This is a genomic window from Ferruginibacter paludis, assembly GCF_030409685.1.
Classification (GTDB): Bacteria; Bacteroidota; Bacteroidia; order Chitinophagales; family Chitinophagaceae; genus Ferruginibacter; species Ferruginibacter paludis.
Map to the genome: position 1 here is coordinate 1 of NZ_JAUFQJ010000025.1, position 14,888 is coordinate 14,888.

The 14,888-nt window shown below is 40.2% G+C and carries 14 protein-coding genes and 1 tRNA gene; 6 read left to right on the forward strand and 9 right to left on the reverse strand.

The features are described 5' to 3' along the window. Together QWZ08_RS27740 and QWZ08_RS27745 are read right to left on the reverse strand one after the other, a co-directional pair. Nucleotides 1-337: transposase (locus tag QWZ08_RS27740; protein WP_290341206.1), on the reverse strand; the 337-nt coding region annotated here is incomplete at its 3' end. A gap of 394 nt (nt 338-731) precedes the next feature. Beyond that, nucleotides 732-2,018, reverse strand: a complete 1,287-nt coding sequence (locus tag QWZ08_RS27745) for an OmpA family protein (RefSeq protein ID WP_290341208.1) — start codon at nt 2,016-2,018, stop codon at nt 732-734. Nucleotides 2,019-2,226: 208 nt separating this feature from the next. On the opposite strand from QWZ08_RS27745, the gene QWZ08_RS27750 reads away from it, so the two are divergent. Then, nucleotides 2,227-2,300 (forward strand) — tRNA-Arg (locus tag QWZ08_RS27750). Nucleotides 2,301-3,141: 841 nt separating this feature from the next. On the opposite strand, the gene QWZ08_RS27755 is transcribed toward QWZ08_RS27750, so the two are convergent. Continuing rightward, nucleotides 3,142-3,600, reverse strand: coding sequence for a MaoC family dehydratase (locus tag QWZ08_RS27755; protein WP_290341211.1), 459 nt, complete (start codon nt 3,598-3,600; stop codon nt 3,142-3,144). 112 nt (nt 3,601-3,712) lie between these two features. Continuing rightward, nucleotides 3,713-4,825 carry a DUF2911 domain-containing protein gene (locus QWZ08_RS27760; protein WP_290341213.1) on the reverse strand — a complete coding sequence of 371 codons (1,113 nt, stop codon included), beginning with the start codon at nt 4,823-4,825 and terminating at the stop codon, nt 3,713-3,715. 324 nt (nt 4,826-5,149) lie between these two features. Between QWZ08_RS27760 and QWZ08_RS27765 the strand changes: the two genes are divergently transcribed. Both QWZ08_RS27765 and QWZ08_RS27770 read left to right on the forward strand, forming a co-directional pair. Then, entirely contained in the window at nt 5,150-5,338 is a 189-nt protein-coding gene (locus QWZ08_RS27765) for a hypothetical protein (protein WP_290341217.1), read from the forward strand. 366 nt (nt 5,339-5,704) lie between these two features. Then, nucleotides 5,705-5,992, forward strand: coding sequence for a hypothetical protein (locus QWZ08_RS27770; RefSeq protein WP_290341219.1), 288 nt, complete (start codon nt 5,705-5,707; stop codon nt 5,990-5,992). A 115-nt stretch (nt 5,993-6,107) separates the two neighbouring features. Here the strand turns inward: QWZ08_RS27770 and QWZ08_RS27775 are convergent, their stop codons facing one another. Together QWZ08_RS27775 and QWZ08_RS27780 are read right to left on the reverse strand one after the other, a co-directional pair. Continuing rightward, nucleotides 6,108-6,458, reverse strand: coding sequence for a response regulator transcription factor (locus QWZ08_RS27775; protein WP_290341221.1), 351 nt, complete (start codon nt 6,456-6,458; stop codon nt 6,108-6,110). A 256-nt stretch (nt 6,459-6,714) separates the two neighbouring features. Then, the gene (locus QWZ08_RS27780; protein ID WP_290341223.1) at nt 6,715-9,396 is read right to left on the reverse strand and encodes an AsmA-like C-terminal region-containing protein; all 2,682 of its coding nucleotides are present in this window, start codon (nt 9,394-9,396) and stop codon (nt 6,715-6,717) included. Between the two features lie 560 nt (nt 9,397-9,956). On the opposite strand from QWZ08_RS27780, the gene QWZ08_RS27785 reads away from it, so the two are divergent. Both QWZ08_RS27785 and QWZ08_RS27790 read left to right on the forward strand, forming a co-directional pair. Beyond that, complete coding sequence (locus tag QWZ08_RS27785; protein ID WP_290341225.1) at nt 9,957-10,475, forward strand: hypothetical protein; 519 nt, start codon at nt 9,957-9,959, stop codon at nt 10,473-10,475. 11 nt (nt 10,476-10,486) lie between these two features. After that, nucleotides 10,487-10,735, forward strand: a complete 249-nt coding sequence (locus QWZ08_RS27790; protein ID WP_290341227.1) for a DUF4342 domain-containing protein — start codon at nt 10,487-10,489, stop codon at nt 10,733-10,735. A 101-nt stretch (nt 10,736-10,836) separates the two neighbouring features. On the opposite strand, the gene QWZ08_RS27795 is transcribed toward QWZ08_RS27790, so the two are convergent. Together QWZ08_RS27795 and QWZ08_RS27800 are read right to left on the reverse strand one after the other, a co-directional pair. After that, the gene (locus QWZ08_RS27795; protein ID WP_290341229.1) at nt 10,837-11,229 is read right to left on the reverse strand and encodes a response regulator; all 393 of its coding nucleotides are present in this window, start codon (nt 11,227-11,229) and stop codon (nt 10,837-10,839) included. A gap of 159 nt (nt 11,230-11,388) precedes the next feature. Further along, on the reverse strand, nt 11,389-12,972 hold the full coding sequence (locus tag QWZ08_RS27800) for a sensor histidine kinase (protein ID WP_290341232.1): 1,584 nt from the start codon (nt 12,970-12,972) through the stop codon (nt 11,389-11,391). Nucleotides 12,973-13,633: 661 nt separating this feature from the next. Here QWZ08_RS27800 and msrA point away from each other — a divergent pair. After that, a complete protein-coding gene (gene msrA, locus QWZ08_RS27805; RefSeq protein WP_290341235.1) occupies nt 13,634-14,116 on the forward strand; it encodes a peptide-methionine (S)-S-oxide reductase MsrA in 483 nt (160 codons plus the stop codon). A 159-nt stretch (nt 14,117-14,275) separates the two neighbouring features. On the opposite strand, the gene QWZ08_RS27810 is transcribed toward msrA, so the two are convergent. Then, a complete protein-coding gene (locus QWZ08_RS27810) occupies nt 14,276-14,776 on the reverse strand; it encodes a hypothetical protein (protein ID WP_290341237.1) in 501 nt (166 codons plus the stop codon). Nucleotides 14,777-14,888: the final 112 nt, after the last annotated feature.

Consider the following 14,888-nt stretch of genomic DNA (forward strand, 5'->3'; position numbering starts at 1 on the left):
GACGAAAAGCAACAAGTTCAGTAGGCACACACGGAATATCGGCACAAAAATTTTGCTCACCGCTAAAATATTGAAAGTAGATATTTTCAGACCATTGCTCCACCAGGTTTTCATCACTGATGTTGCGAACATACTTTAAGATCAGCAGTGATACCATCAACCGAATCGGTTTGGCAGGCTTACCCATTTTTTCACTGTAATGCTTTTTAAAAGCACCTTCAAAAACAGACCAATTAATTGTATTGGCCAGCAGATACAATGGATGTTTCTGATCCAGCTGATCTCCCAGGCTATGAAACAAACCTAATTGTGGAGTGTATTTTGGCGTAATTAGCATTCATAAATTTGCAAGCTTTTTTACAAATTTGCAAATATCCGGCAAGTAAAAATCCTATTAAATACCGCACAATACAGTATTCAATAGGATTGTAAACTCTTTGAGGGACGACTAATTATATTGGAATGAGGTAATAGAATTAACCTTTAGTATTTTAAGTTTTAATGATCCGTTACATCGGACCAAGCTTTGATTTTTAACTGCTGAATGCAGGCGGTCCTTACAGGCATGTAAAACTACTTTCTGTGCATATACATAACAGTTATGTTTTAACCGTTGGTGTTGACTTTTATTTTCGGTGTTGACTTTTTTTATGAAACAAAGTGTAAAAATAGATGATACTAAAAATGCCTCACAAAATTGTGAGGCATTTTTTGCATTTAAGATAATGCGATTAATAATTTCTAACGTTCAGTTCCACTCTCCTGTTCTTTGAGCGGCCTGCTGCTGTTTTGTTATCAGCGATGGGCTTATCTTGTCCGAAACCAGTAGCGTTCAACCTGCTTTCGTCAATACCCTTGCTTACAAAATATGCTTTCACCGCATTGGCCCTTGCTTCAGACAAAGTCTGGTTCTTGTCTGCCTTACCTGTGTTATCTGTATGACCAGCAATATCCACCTTGTATCCAGGATTGTCATTTAAAATAGTCACTACATTATTCAACGAAGCGTTTGACTTAGCCAGCAACTTAGCACTGCCGGTTGCAAAGAAAATATTCTTTGCGCTCATGTTTATTTTCTTGATAATTTCTGCATTGATTACAGGGCAACCAAAGTTGGATGCAGGGCCAGCTTCTGAAGGACATTTGTCTTCTTCATCATTTACACCATCCGCATCTTTATCAGGAATAGGACATCCCTGGTATCTGGCAACACCAGCAACTGCGGGACATTTATCTTCTTCATCATTAATACCATCACCATCAGTATCAGGTATAGGGCACCCCTGGTACTTTGCAAAACCTTTTACAGTCGGGCATTTATCATCTTTATCAGTAATACCGTCTCCATCTGTATCAGGGCATCCTTTCAATGAAGCCAGGCCAGCTACGTCAGGACAAGCATCCAGGCTATCAACTACCCCGTCATTATCTCTATCTGTAACAACTGGTACAGGAGGCAATGGGGCCATTTTAGGAGTTGCTTGTGTAGAGCTAATATTTTGTGTAAATCCTAATGAATAAAACATGTTGTTATCCAATTTGATTTTTGCAAGACTTGCACGGTAGTTAGCCTGTAAAAACACGTAGCCTTCATTATATAAGTTCATTTGCAAACCCCCGCCCAACGGAACATATGGAGCCCATGTATTTTTGCCATAACTGCCGATGCCGATACCTGCAGTAAGGAAAGGATTAAACAGGTGATCATTGGCCAGTAAACGGGCATGCAACGATCCTTCAAACTCATTCGTATAGCTGTTAGTCACGTTAATTTTTTTCACATAATCTGTGAACAAGCCGTTGTAGCGTAAAGAATAATCGATGTGGCTGGTAAGTCCATGCCATAGTATCAATGAAAAACCGGGATCAACTTTTCCTATTTTAGGAACAGAGGCAGAAAAATCTACCATGTTACCACTAAAACCAATTGCAGTACCTTTTTTGGGGCCGCCAAAATTCTGGGCAAAGCCGATGTGAGCAAGACAAATAAAAAGGATTGTCGCTTTAAGCTGTTTCATAAACATTTTATTTTTAGTTAAGAGGAATTAAACAACAGGCGGATTTATATATTATTAAATTTCGCTTATTGATTAATATAAGTTTGCAAAGATATACAATGAAGATTTATTAATGTAGCTAATTCTATTCCATAATTACAATCCACGATTAATTTAAAAAACACCAAAGTGAATAATTGATTTGCCCTATATTTGCAAAAAAATTAAAGACTTGGTAGCTCAGCTGGATAGAGCATCAGCCTTCTAAGCTGAGGGTCATTGGTTCGAATCCAATCCAGGTCACAGAGTGGACAAACCGGATCTCACGCCGGTTTGTCCATTTTACTTTTTTCGCTGCCCGGTCTCCAATTGTCGACTTTCCTTCACCCATCAATTTTAGCTGCTTTTTTTCATGCAAAATAACAGATAACCCAAGTTACATTCGTGGTAAAATGTAAAACCAAATTGCTGGCGCCATGGGATGTTCTTTACTTTCGCCGTTGCCAGACAAATCATCCAGCGCACCCCTGTTTGCTTCCTGAATAATTCCTTTCATTAAGTCACTGCCTATGCTTTTTTTGATTGTAGATACCAACGCCGATAAACCATAATTAACCGATCAACGGATCAGTATCCAGAATGGTTATCTCAACTTCCCTTTGTAAAGCTTTTTGAACATTGCACTCCCAAAGAGGTTATTATCAATTGAATATCCACCCATTTAGATTTAAATGGTTTTTTTTCTGGATAGACCGGTTATCCGCATGGTTGTTTTTCTTCAGTAATTAATACACCGCCAAACAAAATATAAACATCAGAAGCATATCCCCTTAACCGTTAAATCCTTTGCTTTCATTTGCTATTCTGCCTTACGGGTAGTTCACACTTTTACTACTTCAGACAATTCTGATGAGATATGTATAATTTGTTTTTTGTGCCAACCCTCCGATCTTTATTCATTTATAAAGTGGGTCTGCATATTATTTTACAAGGCATGGCTGATGAACAAACAATTTCAATTGTAAACATTGTAGGGTTGGTTGTCATTGCATAATTTAAACCCAAAGAGAATTTCACCAAAATATGGTTCAACTGAATTAATTTGCCGTTTCACGGTGATTGCTATCAAAGCAACCCACCATCGTTAAATAAAATGATAAAGAAAAACAACGTCTCCCGCAAAAGCATTCTTGGGCTGGTCTTTTATTTCCAGTTGGATGTAGAGTGTAGCCTTGGTTGTACCCCGCAGATTGATGATGGATTTGAGTGATACCCTGCACCGCACTTCGTTATCTACAAGTACCGCCTGCCCGAACCTGAGCTGTTCAATGCCGTAATTTACTTCCATCCTGAGGTTCCGTACATCTGCAATTTGTTTCCAGAAAAAAGGCACCAATGACAGCGTGAGGTAACCATGCGCAATGGTTGTTTTGAAAGGGCTTTCTGTTTTAGCTCTTTCCACATCCACATGTATCCATTGATGATCAAGTGTGGCATCGGCGAAATTATTGATTTGTTGCTGCGTTACCTGGTGCCAGGGTGATACTCCTATTTCTTTGGCTAGGTAAGATTCGAATTCTGCATGACTTGTAATGACTACCATAGTGCTAAGATAATAGATTGATTTGTTTTTTGAACGATGTTTTTAAACTACTTCGGGTGTAAAAAATCCATATTTCAAAGTTGACGGCGGTATGGCGTTATACTAAAAAAACTTACAAGGGCTTGCCTTGTTCCAGTGTTTTGATAGCTGTTTCTAAAAACTTTTTTGTTGCTTCATCCTGTGCTTGCGGTAAAGCCGCTTTTGCATGTTCCAATGCTTTCTTATAATTACCCATGGCAGAATAGATTCTCATCATTCCTGCATTGGTTGGCCAGGCACCTTTATTCTTTGTAAAGTTTTTCTGAAATACCTCAAACGCCTGAGGCAGTTTATTTTCACTCATTAATTGACGGCCATAATTATGAAGTTCCTGCGCCGAAGCGTTTTCCGTAGCCGCTTTCATCATGTCTGACGCCTCCTTATCGTTGCCCAGTTTCTTTAAAATGCGGGATTGTATAGATAAGGCATTGAATGACCGGACGCCTCCCAGGCGTGGGTCGGTAGCTGAATTGATCCAGTTTAACGCTTCATTGTAATTTGTGTCGTTTGCCACACACCATCCGGCAGCAGCCTCAAGACTTGCCGGGTCAAAACCAATAGCGCCGCTCATCTGTTCCCTTATGTTTTCAAGAACAGTATTCTTTAGATCAATTGCTACCCTGAGGGGGAAACTCCATCTTTCCCAATCCAAACTGATGTCAACAGAACGATCTGTCTGATTGGTAAAATTGTACACCAGCCTTTCCTGCAGGTAAGGCAAATTTTTCTTTTGTACGGTAGGTACATGCAGCACATCCAGTTCTTTCCGGTAAAAATAACTTCCCCACTCTTTGGTATTTTTATTAAAGATTAACACACTGCTATCTTCATGTGCTTCAATAAAGAAGGCATATTTGCCTGCTGGCAGTTTTTTACCATTAATGGTTACATCAGTAGAGAAGGACATTGTGGTAGCCTCATCTGCGCCGGCACGCCATGGCGATGGCATAGCAGAACCAAAGCCTAGTACTTCATACCCGAACGGTACGACTGAAGTGCCATATATTTTCCCCTCACGGCCCTTTACCCCCGGGGCACTGTAATGGACTGTAATTTCAGTAGTGGCTATTTTTTTGCCGGTAATGCATACATAGTTGGTTGTATCAGGAATACGCAATGCCTGACCACTGGCATGTTGTGATGCCACTACAAGCAGCAAAAATGTTACACAAATAATTTTCCTCATAGCGTTTATTTTTAAACAAAGAAAGGGTTATTCCCCAATAAGTAATTACCACTGATAAAAAAAACAAATGATTTTATATGATGAGGATGTACATTAAAAGGTCTTCAATCAACAAATACAGCTTCTTGTATCTACAACCGTTTAAACGATCCTTTTATTGATAACCTTTACCCTCGGAGTTGTTGATTAAATAATTCATTTACCTGGGTTTCACTACGCTTTTGAAACCCATCTCGCTGTACCGCACAGCTACACCGGGTAACACACTACACCGTTCATATAATTTGACTTGTGACTTTTATTTTCAATAATTACCTTCATACCATGTTTACATTCATAGCGTGGCTAATCCTCTTTATTATTTGTTGGCCGCTGGCTATTTTGGCGTTGGTTCTGTATCCTGTTTTTTGGATACTGACACTTCCCTTCCGGCTGGTTGGCATTGCAGTAGACGGCGTTTTTGGTTTACTGAAAGGCATCATACTGTTGCCCGGCAAATTATTGCAGCGGTAACATAGTCCCTGAATTGCTAACCCATCGCATCCCATTCGGCTATTTTCATCAGCCTACACTTTACTGCGCACTATTCCGGAAACTTTTTCGTTTAGAAATTGATCGATGCATCATAACGGCAACTTCCGGCACCGTAATAATGTATTGCTATAAGACACGGGTTGCGAATAGAAGTAAAGAGCCACCATTATCAATTTTACAAAAGGGTGTCATACGGAGGGCTTTTACTATGACAATTTTTAAAATGCATTTTGTAGTTGGTAAATACCCCGGGAGAGACCGCAAAGTTATTCACAAAACTAAGCTTATCATTTCCGATGTCTACTCCGGCAACATATTTGATCAGTTTTTACAAATCCAATAAATATGAAAACCTATCAACCTACTCTAAAATTTTGCCTCTTAATGGATCTGGCCGGATGTATTACCTATATTATTCCGGGCTTTGGTGAATTGGGCGATGTGCTCTGGGCCCCTATCTCTGCTATTACTTTTGTTTTTACATTCGGGCGGGCCGGCCTAGTTGGAGGTATGTTTAACTTTGTAGAAGAAATTTTACCGGGTACGGATATTATTCCAACTTATACTATTATGTGGCTTCTAAATTACTATCGAAAAGGAAAGGAAGAAAGATTACTGAAGTTTGCGCATTAGCATAGTATGTTTTTACTATCACCCTGGCAACAAATTCAACAATGATCACCAACAATGATCTATCTGGCTTCGTATAATTCACTACGATGCACCGGGGACTTTAAACTGTTTGTCATTAAGACAAATGCTTGTTTATTTTAGCAAGAAGGGTATTAATATCGAACGGCTTTTCAATGAAATCATCTGCCTTGTTTTCCCGGTAAGTTTTCAGCTTTTCAAAGCTAGCTGACAGCAGGATAACCTTTATGTTAGGATTGGTCTCTTTAACCTCTTTGCACAACTTCCGCCCGTCTTCATTTTTTAGCATCACGTCCATGAGAATCAGATCCGGTGTTATGATCGACAAATTCGCCAACAATTCGGCTCTGCAACATGCCACTGAAGATTGATGGCCTTGCCGCTGAATTATAAAATCTAACATTTTCAGGATGTCTTCTGTATCTTCTACAATCAATATTTTTGCCATGTACTACAAATACTGAAATAACGTGCCACAAAAAATATGGCGGCCATACCTGCAACAGTTACAGTAATAGCTGGTTAATTTACGGTGCTTTTCAACACCAGTATATATAGTATAAAATGTATCGGCTACTTTCAGGGCATACTAAAAGGGATATTTGTTCAGCTTTCATACATGTTGGTGTCACGGCTTTTCATCACTCCCATCTCAAAGTGTTGAACATATTACATGTTTTGGGATATGGCCTGGCATGGAAAGTTCAATGCTTACCGATAGTGTCTTTTGGTTTCTTTTTAAACAAATTATTCATCAGGCCTTTTACAGATTCCTGTGGCCTGGCAGTTGCTTTTGCGGAATCAGTAGTAGTACTTTTGTTGCCAAATACTTGTTTAGCCAACTCATCCTTAGCAAGGGCAATCGCTTGTTTTTTTACAGAAGTAATGGTATCCTTTACTGCACTGGTAATGGCTTGCTTGGTACTGTCTATCTTCGCTTTTGCAAAAGCAGTAACCTGTTGTTTCAACTCATCTGCCAGGTTTTCAGCTCCCTGTTTAAGGTCGGTTTTTATAGTAGGGCTTTTTAAAAACCCTCCCAGTTTCAGGTTAAGATTTACTGTTTCCCCTACTTTAACCGGAATACCTTTGCTGTTTATTTGCATCACCAGGTTGTTCACCAGCTGGTTGCCTTTATCGCCCATTAAGGCACGGGGCAACTTCATGTTGATTGCGTAATTCAGCGATTGGTCAAAGCCCTGTAAACCGCCAATTTCCATATCAATACCATTTACTTTTACAGTAAAAGGTTTTACCAGTACCTGACCGTTACTAAATTCAATGTAATTCTTTACATCCTTTACTGCAATTTGTTCCAGCTCTTTTACATTTAATGTGCTGGCAATTTTTTCGAGTGGTGCAAACTTGCTCAGGAAACCTTCTATCAGCAAGAGATTGCCGTTGCCGGAAAGGCTCATTAAATCCGGCATCATGTTATCGCCCAGCTTACCTTTTAATGTCAACTGTGATGTGAGCCTGCCTGCAATAAATTTACCGATTGGCATCAGCACCTGCACGGTATTGAAAGCCGCAAAGGTTTTTTGTACGTCTACTTTATCTACATTGTATACCAAACTAATGTCGGGTTTGGTTTTACTTACTTTGGTGGAATAACTTCCGTTCACCATTACCGCGCCGTCCAGTGCATTGCCTTTTACATCTGCAATGGTTACAGTTTCATCATTTATTTTAAGGCTGCCCGATAAACCGGTGATATCAACTTTATCATAATGCAGTTTATCTATACTGGTATTTACCAGCACATTTAAATTGGCAGGCACCGCAAAAGGTGCAGCTGCAGGACCTTTGGTGGTAGTATCAGTGCTGGTCCCCATCCAGTCATTTAAATTAATGTTATCGGCCTTCAGGGTAAGACTTGCATTAAGCGGCTTCGACTGCAACATATAATTCAGCAGGTTATTGATTTGACCACTGCCACTAAAATTGGATGAGAGGTACTGACCGTCCAGGGTTTTAATATCCACTTTAGCCGGTGTAAACGAAGTAGAAAGCGCATTGATTTTAACACCGGTGGGATAATCTTTTGCAACGTATAAAAAGTTGTTTAAGTCAAGGGCGCCGCCTGCAGTAAACTGATCCAGCTTTTGCTGTTCTATATCTTTTACATTTCCTTTTACATAAATGTCTGCATTTAACAGGCCGGTTATTTTGGTGCCCGCTTCCAGCTTTATGAGTTGTGCAATCTTACCCAAATCAAGCTTGCCTTTCGCTGCGGCATCTACAAACAGATTGCTGATGGGCTTTTTAACCAGCAGGCGGATATCAAAAGGTTCTTTGTCCATCTCAATATGCGCTTTTTCGACATTTACTACGGTATTATCAGTTACTCCATCAGGGTTATCCACCTGTGCCTTGATATTGATTTGCTGCAATGGTTTTGGCAGGTCGGGGTATTGAAAAAATCCGTCTTTCACTTCCATATCCACATGATACCCCGGCATAGCTGTTTCGCTGTACACGCCTTTTACAAACCCGCTAAAAATGGCACTGCCACTGGTTTTTATCTTGTTAAAATCATTTTTATAAATGGCCGGTATCAGTGATAAAATATTTTTAAAATCGGTTGAGGGTGCATTGAATTTGATGTCGAGATCATAGCCTTTCTCAGCCATGTTTTTAATGGCGCCTTCGCCGGTTATTTTGAGATCATTTACAGTTATTTTGTCCGTCTTAAAACGATAGACATTGCTTTTGTTATCTACCTGTATGTCTGCATCCGCCACTGCCCTGGCATTGGATATATAAGGAATACCTCCATAGGTAACTGTCACCGCATCTGCATTGGTAGTTGTTTTTAATGTAAAAAGGTCAGAGGTAAAATCCCCGGAGCCCTTGTGATTGAGATTGAATATTTCTGTACCGATCGCAGCTGTTTCATCCCTGTAACTGATGTAGGCATTTGAGAGGGCATATTGCTGCAGGGCCATTTTAAAAGGCTTTTCGTTTGTTAGTGTTGCTACCGCAGTATCAGGCTTCATGATGTCCCAGTTTACCAGGCTGTCTTTATTTACAATCGCATGTACGCGGGGCGACTCTACAAACACGGAATAAATGGTCATGTCTTTCCCCTGCACCACGCTCATGATGTTGAGCGCTGCATCAATCCGTTGAGCACTTACCAGTGTATCGGCAGCAAATACGCCGGTGCCAATTACCCGCAGCTCATCCAGCCCAACGGCTACTTTTGGAAAATGACGAAAGAATGAAATGTCCACATCTTTAAAATCAACCTTGGCATTGATCTTTTTATTGATCTCTTTCTTTACCAGGTTTACAATCTGGCTTTTAAAGAGGTATGGCGCTGCGAAGGCTGCCACAATTAAAACCACCAGGCTGATCAATACTATTTTTATGATTTTCTTTACCATTCGTTTTATTTTAGGGCTTGCATAAACAGCCAAGCATGTTGCATGCCAAATACACTTGTTGTTAGTTAGCAGGCAAATTTAGTGCAATGTTGGTGCTGTTATTGTTTTTGGCGGGAAAGAACTAAATAGGTTATAACCTGACTTTTAAATAATAGAAAATCAATGCTCCTGTTTAAAGGACAAGGCGTTGAGATGTCTTCAATCTATATTTTTAGTTGCAAATCAACTTATGTATACCATGACCAGGAAAGACGAAAAACAATTACGCATGAAACTTTGAGCAATGTAAAAAGCTGCCTTTTTAGGAGCAGCTTTCTTTTATCGGGTTGGGTTAGTAAAAAGTTATGTTTCTTCCTGTGTTGAACCTGTTGCTTTATTGATAATTTGATTACTATGTTTTGTAGAACGGTGACATAAAAAAAATATTGTATTCACCAGGTGCTGATCATTGAAATTTCATAACCAACCTCAATAATTTTATTGATTGTGGTCATTCTTTATTTGCTGGATGACGTGCATTTTTGTTTTATTCCCGCGACTCATTAACGAAAAATATTTTTATGGAAGCGCTTAAGCAATGGTTAATTCCTTATATCATTTCCAATCTGGTATTTGGATTGTGCATACCTGTAGCAATAAAAAAACCAATGTGGGCAAGGCTTTTTTTAGCGGGCTTCTTTTTATGGGCAGCCTATTTTAATACATCTACTGCCATTAACGAGCCCAGTATATACCTTGATTATGCCAGGCTGAATACCTTGCCATGGTACCGTAATTTTATCAACGGGTATTTTTCGCAGCACATAACTGCTTTTGTATGCACCATTGCCGTGGGGCAACTTTTAATTGGAGCCGGCTTGATGTTAAATAAAACATTTACAAAACTAGCCTGTACCGGCGGCATTATTTTTGGCCTGGCTATTGCGCCATTGGGGGTAGGTTCTGCTTTTCCCGCTACGGTATCAATGGCTATCGCCTTTTATATTTTATTAAAAAATTACCAGCACGATTTTATCTGGAAGTGGAAACAATATAAAGCGAAGCCTCTCTCTATTATTATTCATAACAATCATCATTAACACAAAAAATCATGGCAACTGAATCTTTTAAACTGGATGGGGAAACGCTGGTGAAAAAAGTAAAAGAACTTTTTGAAGAAGGCAACGTGCGAAAAATAAGCATTCATGATAAGGAAGGTAAAGAGGTCATGAATTTTCCATTAACAATTGGAGTACTGGGCGCAGTACTGGCGCCGGTGCTGGCAGCCGTGGGCGCTTTGGCCGCTCTTATTGGTGAATGCACTGTAACAGTAGAAAGGGAGGATGTAAAGCCTTTTTAGAAGGGAATAACCCGTGGCAAATGCCCGGTGGAGGTGATCTGCCTGCTATTGTCGCGAACGCTTTATGCAATATCCACCTCCAAATAGATTACCTATACTAGTTAAGAATGTGCTATTGAATTGACATGAGGTATAATGCTGGCCTTTTTTACTGCATCCAACAAACCTTCCTCTGTAAATGGTTTTTTAAGATAGCCATCTTTGCCGGTGACCAGTTGTTCCTGAATTTCGGGAGCAAGCGAGCCGGCACTAAAAAAAACAAGAGGAATATTTGCCGTAATAACATCTTCTTTCACTAATTTGAGAAACTGGCGTCCGTCTGTGTCGGGCATCATCATATCACACAGTATAATATCGGGTACACTAATTTTTGCCAGTTCAAATCCAGCCTGACCATTTTCAGCAGTCAATACGCTGAATCTATTTAACTCCAGCAATTCAGCAGTATTTTCCCTGATGGCTGTGTTGTCTTCGATAATAAGTATTTTCTTCATGAATGAGCAAAGCTAATTTGGATATTCTGTTTTGGACATGACGATAATCACACTAAAATATGACTTGAAAATCTTTCTGAAATTTTTGTGGATTTATTTATACGGGTTGGCCATCAATTTTAAAAAAGTAAGGTTTATTTATCACTGTCTTTGCAGGCGTTACAGGTTTTTGGGAAACTCAATTGTGAAGGTGGAGCCTTCATTTTCAACACTTGTAAAGTATATACTGCCGCCTAGCATTTCCACATATTTTTTAACAATATTGAGCCCAAGGCCCGTGCCCTGAATATGGGCGGCATTATTCGCCCTGAAGAAAATACTGAATAATTCCTTCTGCGATTCCAGTGGAATTCCTATTCCATTATCCTTCACCGAAACAAAAACATTGGCTCCTTTTACGCCGGTTATTACCTGTATCGTTTTACCATCTGCTGAATATTTTATCGCGTTGGAAAGCAGGTTGAGTAAAATATTTCTGAATATTTTTTTATCCTGAAACACGGATATTGGTTCGCTGTAGATAAACTGAATTTCATGGTTTCTTTTTTTTACCATGCCTTCCATGCTATCGATGGTTTCCTCAATAACAGGTATCAGATTAAAGTCGGCACCAGCGGTTTCGATTTTTCCCTGTTCCAGTTTTTCGACGGATAAAAAATCGTCCAGGATGTTTGTAAGGTGATGCACGGCACCTTTTATCCTGTCAATATGCTTATTTCTTTTATCTTCAAATTCAGGTTCCAGGTAGTGATTTACCAAAGAAGCACTTGTAAGAATAGCACTTAAAGGAGTACGAAATTCGTGCGAGGCAAGCGATACAAACCGCGTTTTAATGTCGTTTAACTCCCGTGCCGCAGCCAATGCCTCCCGAAGCTCCAGCGTCCTTGCTGCTATCGTTCTTTCCTGTTCTTCATTTACCCGCAACAGTTCTTCTTCAAACAATTTTCGTTGGGTGATGTCGCTTCGAATGGCCAGGTATTGGTAGGGTTTGCCGTGTTCATTCAGGAAAGGTACAATTGTGGTATCAACCCAATAAAACGTACCATCCTTTGCTTTATTTTTTAATTCACCCTTCCATATTTTGCCGTTGGCAATGGTTGTCCATAACTCCTTTATAAATGCTTTGGCATGATGGCCGGAGTTGATGATACGATGGTCCTGCCCTATCAGTTCTTTTTCTGAATATTTTGAGATGCGGCAAAAATTTTCATTTACATGCTTAATAATACCCTTCTGATCCGTAATAGCTACAATAGCCGATTCATCCAGTGCATGTTTGTAGTCAGCGGTTTCTATCTGGCTTCGTTGCAGCAGGTTGGTTAGCTCACTGTTTAACCGGTTTATTTCCTCCGCCGCATTTTTTCTTGCAGTTTCATCCCTTGTTACTTTGCCAAATCCAACCAACTCGCCTTTATCATTTTTTAATGCGGCAAATATAACATTGGCCCAAAATAGTGTGCCATCCTTTCTTAGCCGCCAACCCTCACACTCAAATCGTCCGTATGCCCTGGCAAGCTGCAAATTGGTTTCAGGCTCATTGTTGGCAATTTCCTCCGGGGTATAAAAAACTGAGATGTGTTCCCCAATAATTTCGCTGGCAGTATACCCTTTAATTTGTTCCGCCCCCTTGTTCCAGGTGGTTATATAGCCGTTGACGTCTATTATAAAAATGGCATATTCCTTTACTGACTCAACTAACAGGCCGTAACTTTCCTCGTCAATTCTGGAAATATTTGTAAACATAATTTAAGATTAAGAAGCTGCCGGGTATCGCAAATCATCCGCTGTGCGGAATGATTGAAGATAAAATTGCCACCCCGTCGCTACCCTATCAAAGTTAATACTTACCAGCGCTATTTAATTGAAAATATTTCAATAGTCAATAGTAATTATTCAAAACGGACGGATGCTCACGCATGAAAGCAAGCTTGCACTCAATAAAGGATTCGCTCATCCATATGGTTTGCTTCTTTTACGGGCCCGGTAAGGCTGGGGACACTGTTCTATTGATAATGCGGCGCTGTTTGCGTCCGTCGCAGGGGTGAAACAACTTTTGTTCGCCCATCATGATCCAGCCAGGCCTGATGCTGAACTAAATTAGTTGTATACTATGTTTCAAAACGCCAGTAAGTATACTTTCAAAAACGAACTGGCCAGGGAGGGATGGAAATTGCACCTCGGTGACAACATATGCCAGAAGCTAACCTGTTACAAATCAGGGAACCCAGCTTGCAGAAAACACCAAAGCTGCTGCCCGGATAACTTGTGTCAACCTGACTTGGTCATTGTAAACTTAATGGCCTGGGATAATACGATCCTCTTGTAAAACATACTTCCTGCCAGCATCATGTTCATTTTCAATATCGGCGAGTTAACTTTGCACCAAACAAAAAGAATATATAAAATGGAAAAAGCAATTTTGGCAGGTGGCTGTTTTTGGGGTGTAGAAGAACTTATTCGCAAGCTTCCCGGTGTTAAGTCAACAGTAGTGGGTTATACAGGCGGCGATGTACCCAACGCCACTTACCGTAATCATGGTACACATGCAGAAGCTATTGAAATTGTGTTTGACCCTTCCACCTTATCATATCGTGCATTGCTGGAATTTTTCTTTCAGATTCATGATCCCACAACATTGAACAGGCAGGGCAACGACAGGGGATTATCCTACCGTTCTGCCATTTTTTACCTGGATGATGTACAAAAGGATACAGCGGATACACTCATTAAAGAAATGGAAACATCAGGAAAATGGCCGGGCAAAATTGTTACTGCAGTGATGCCTGCGACAGACTTTTGGAATGCCGAAGAAGAGCACCAGGATTATCTGCAGAAAAATCCTTACGGCTATACCTGCCATTTCATAAGGCCAGACTGGACGTTGTAAAATGATTTGTTTACATCTTACCTAACGGTGTGTTAATTGAATGCAATGCCGGCAACCGTTGCTAATTCGATATTAAAAAGAATGATTACTTCGGATTCAATTATTGACAGCCGGATGTTTTGAACTATCTGACTTATAGCAGGAGTAAATAAAATTCCTTTAACCTGCGGCATGTTCTTCGGTTTCTTTTGTAAACAATGCCTGGACAATACATTCACGAGCCGTTTCACAAAAATCCAGACCAGCGTAATCGGGTTTGAGCCCGGCAATATAGGGCACTGCCATGATATAAATATTACCCGTAATGCCGCAAAACTGTTCACCATCCGGAAACGATTGTTGATGTTTATGCCCGGCACCTGCAAATAATAATAATGCGGAGTAAGCCTTAACAATATTGCTGTTGCCCTGGTCAATTTGTGCAAGGGCATTTTCTACCGATTGAAATTTTAATTGTGCAGGACTGATAACAGTCGCAGTGTCGAGCGAAGGAAAAGGAAAATCGCTGGAACTAAAAGCCGGTTGTCTGACTACATTGATAAATATCCTGGAATAAGTCTGTTGCCGCTCTCCTGCTTCGTCGGTATATATGTAATTGCACCTGCCTCCATCTACGGGCATAAGTGCCCTACCGGCTTCAACCGGTACAATACTAAGCACACCCGCTTCATGCAGGCGATGAGTTCTTTTGCTGAACTTTGCGGCAGAACAATAATGACGATAGATATCAGAGGCATCAATACTTTTTCAGCCGCAGCATATATTCTGCAGA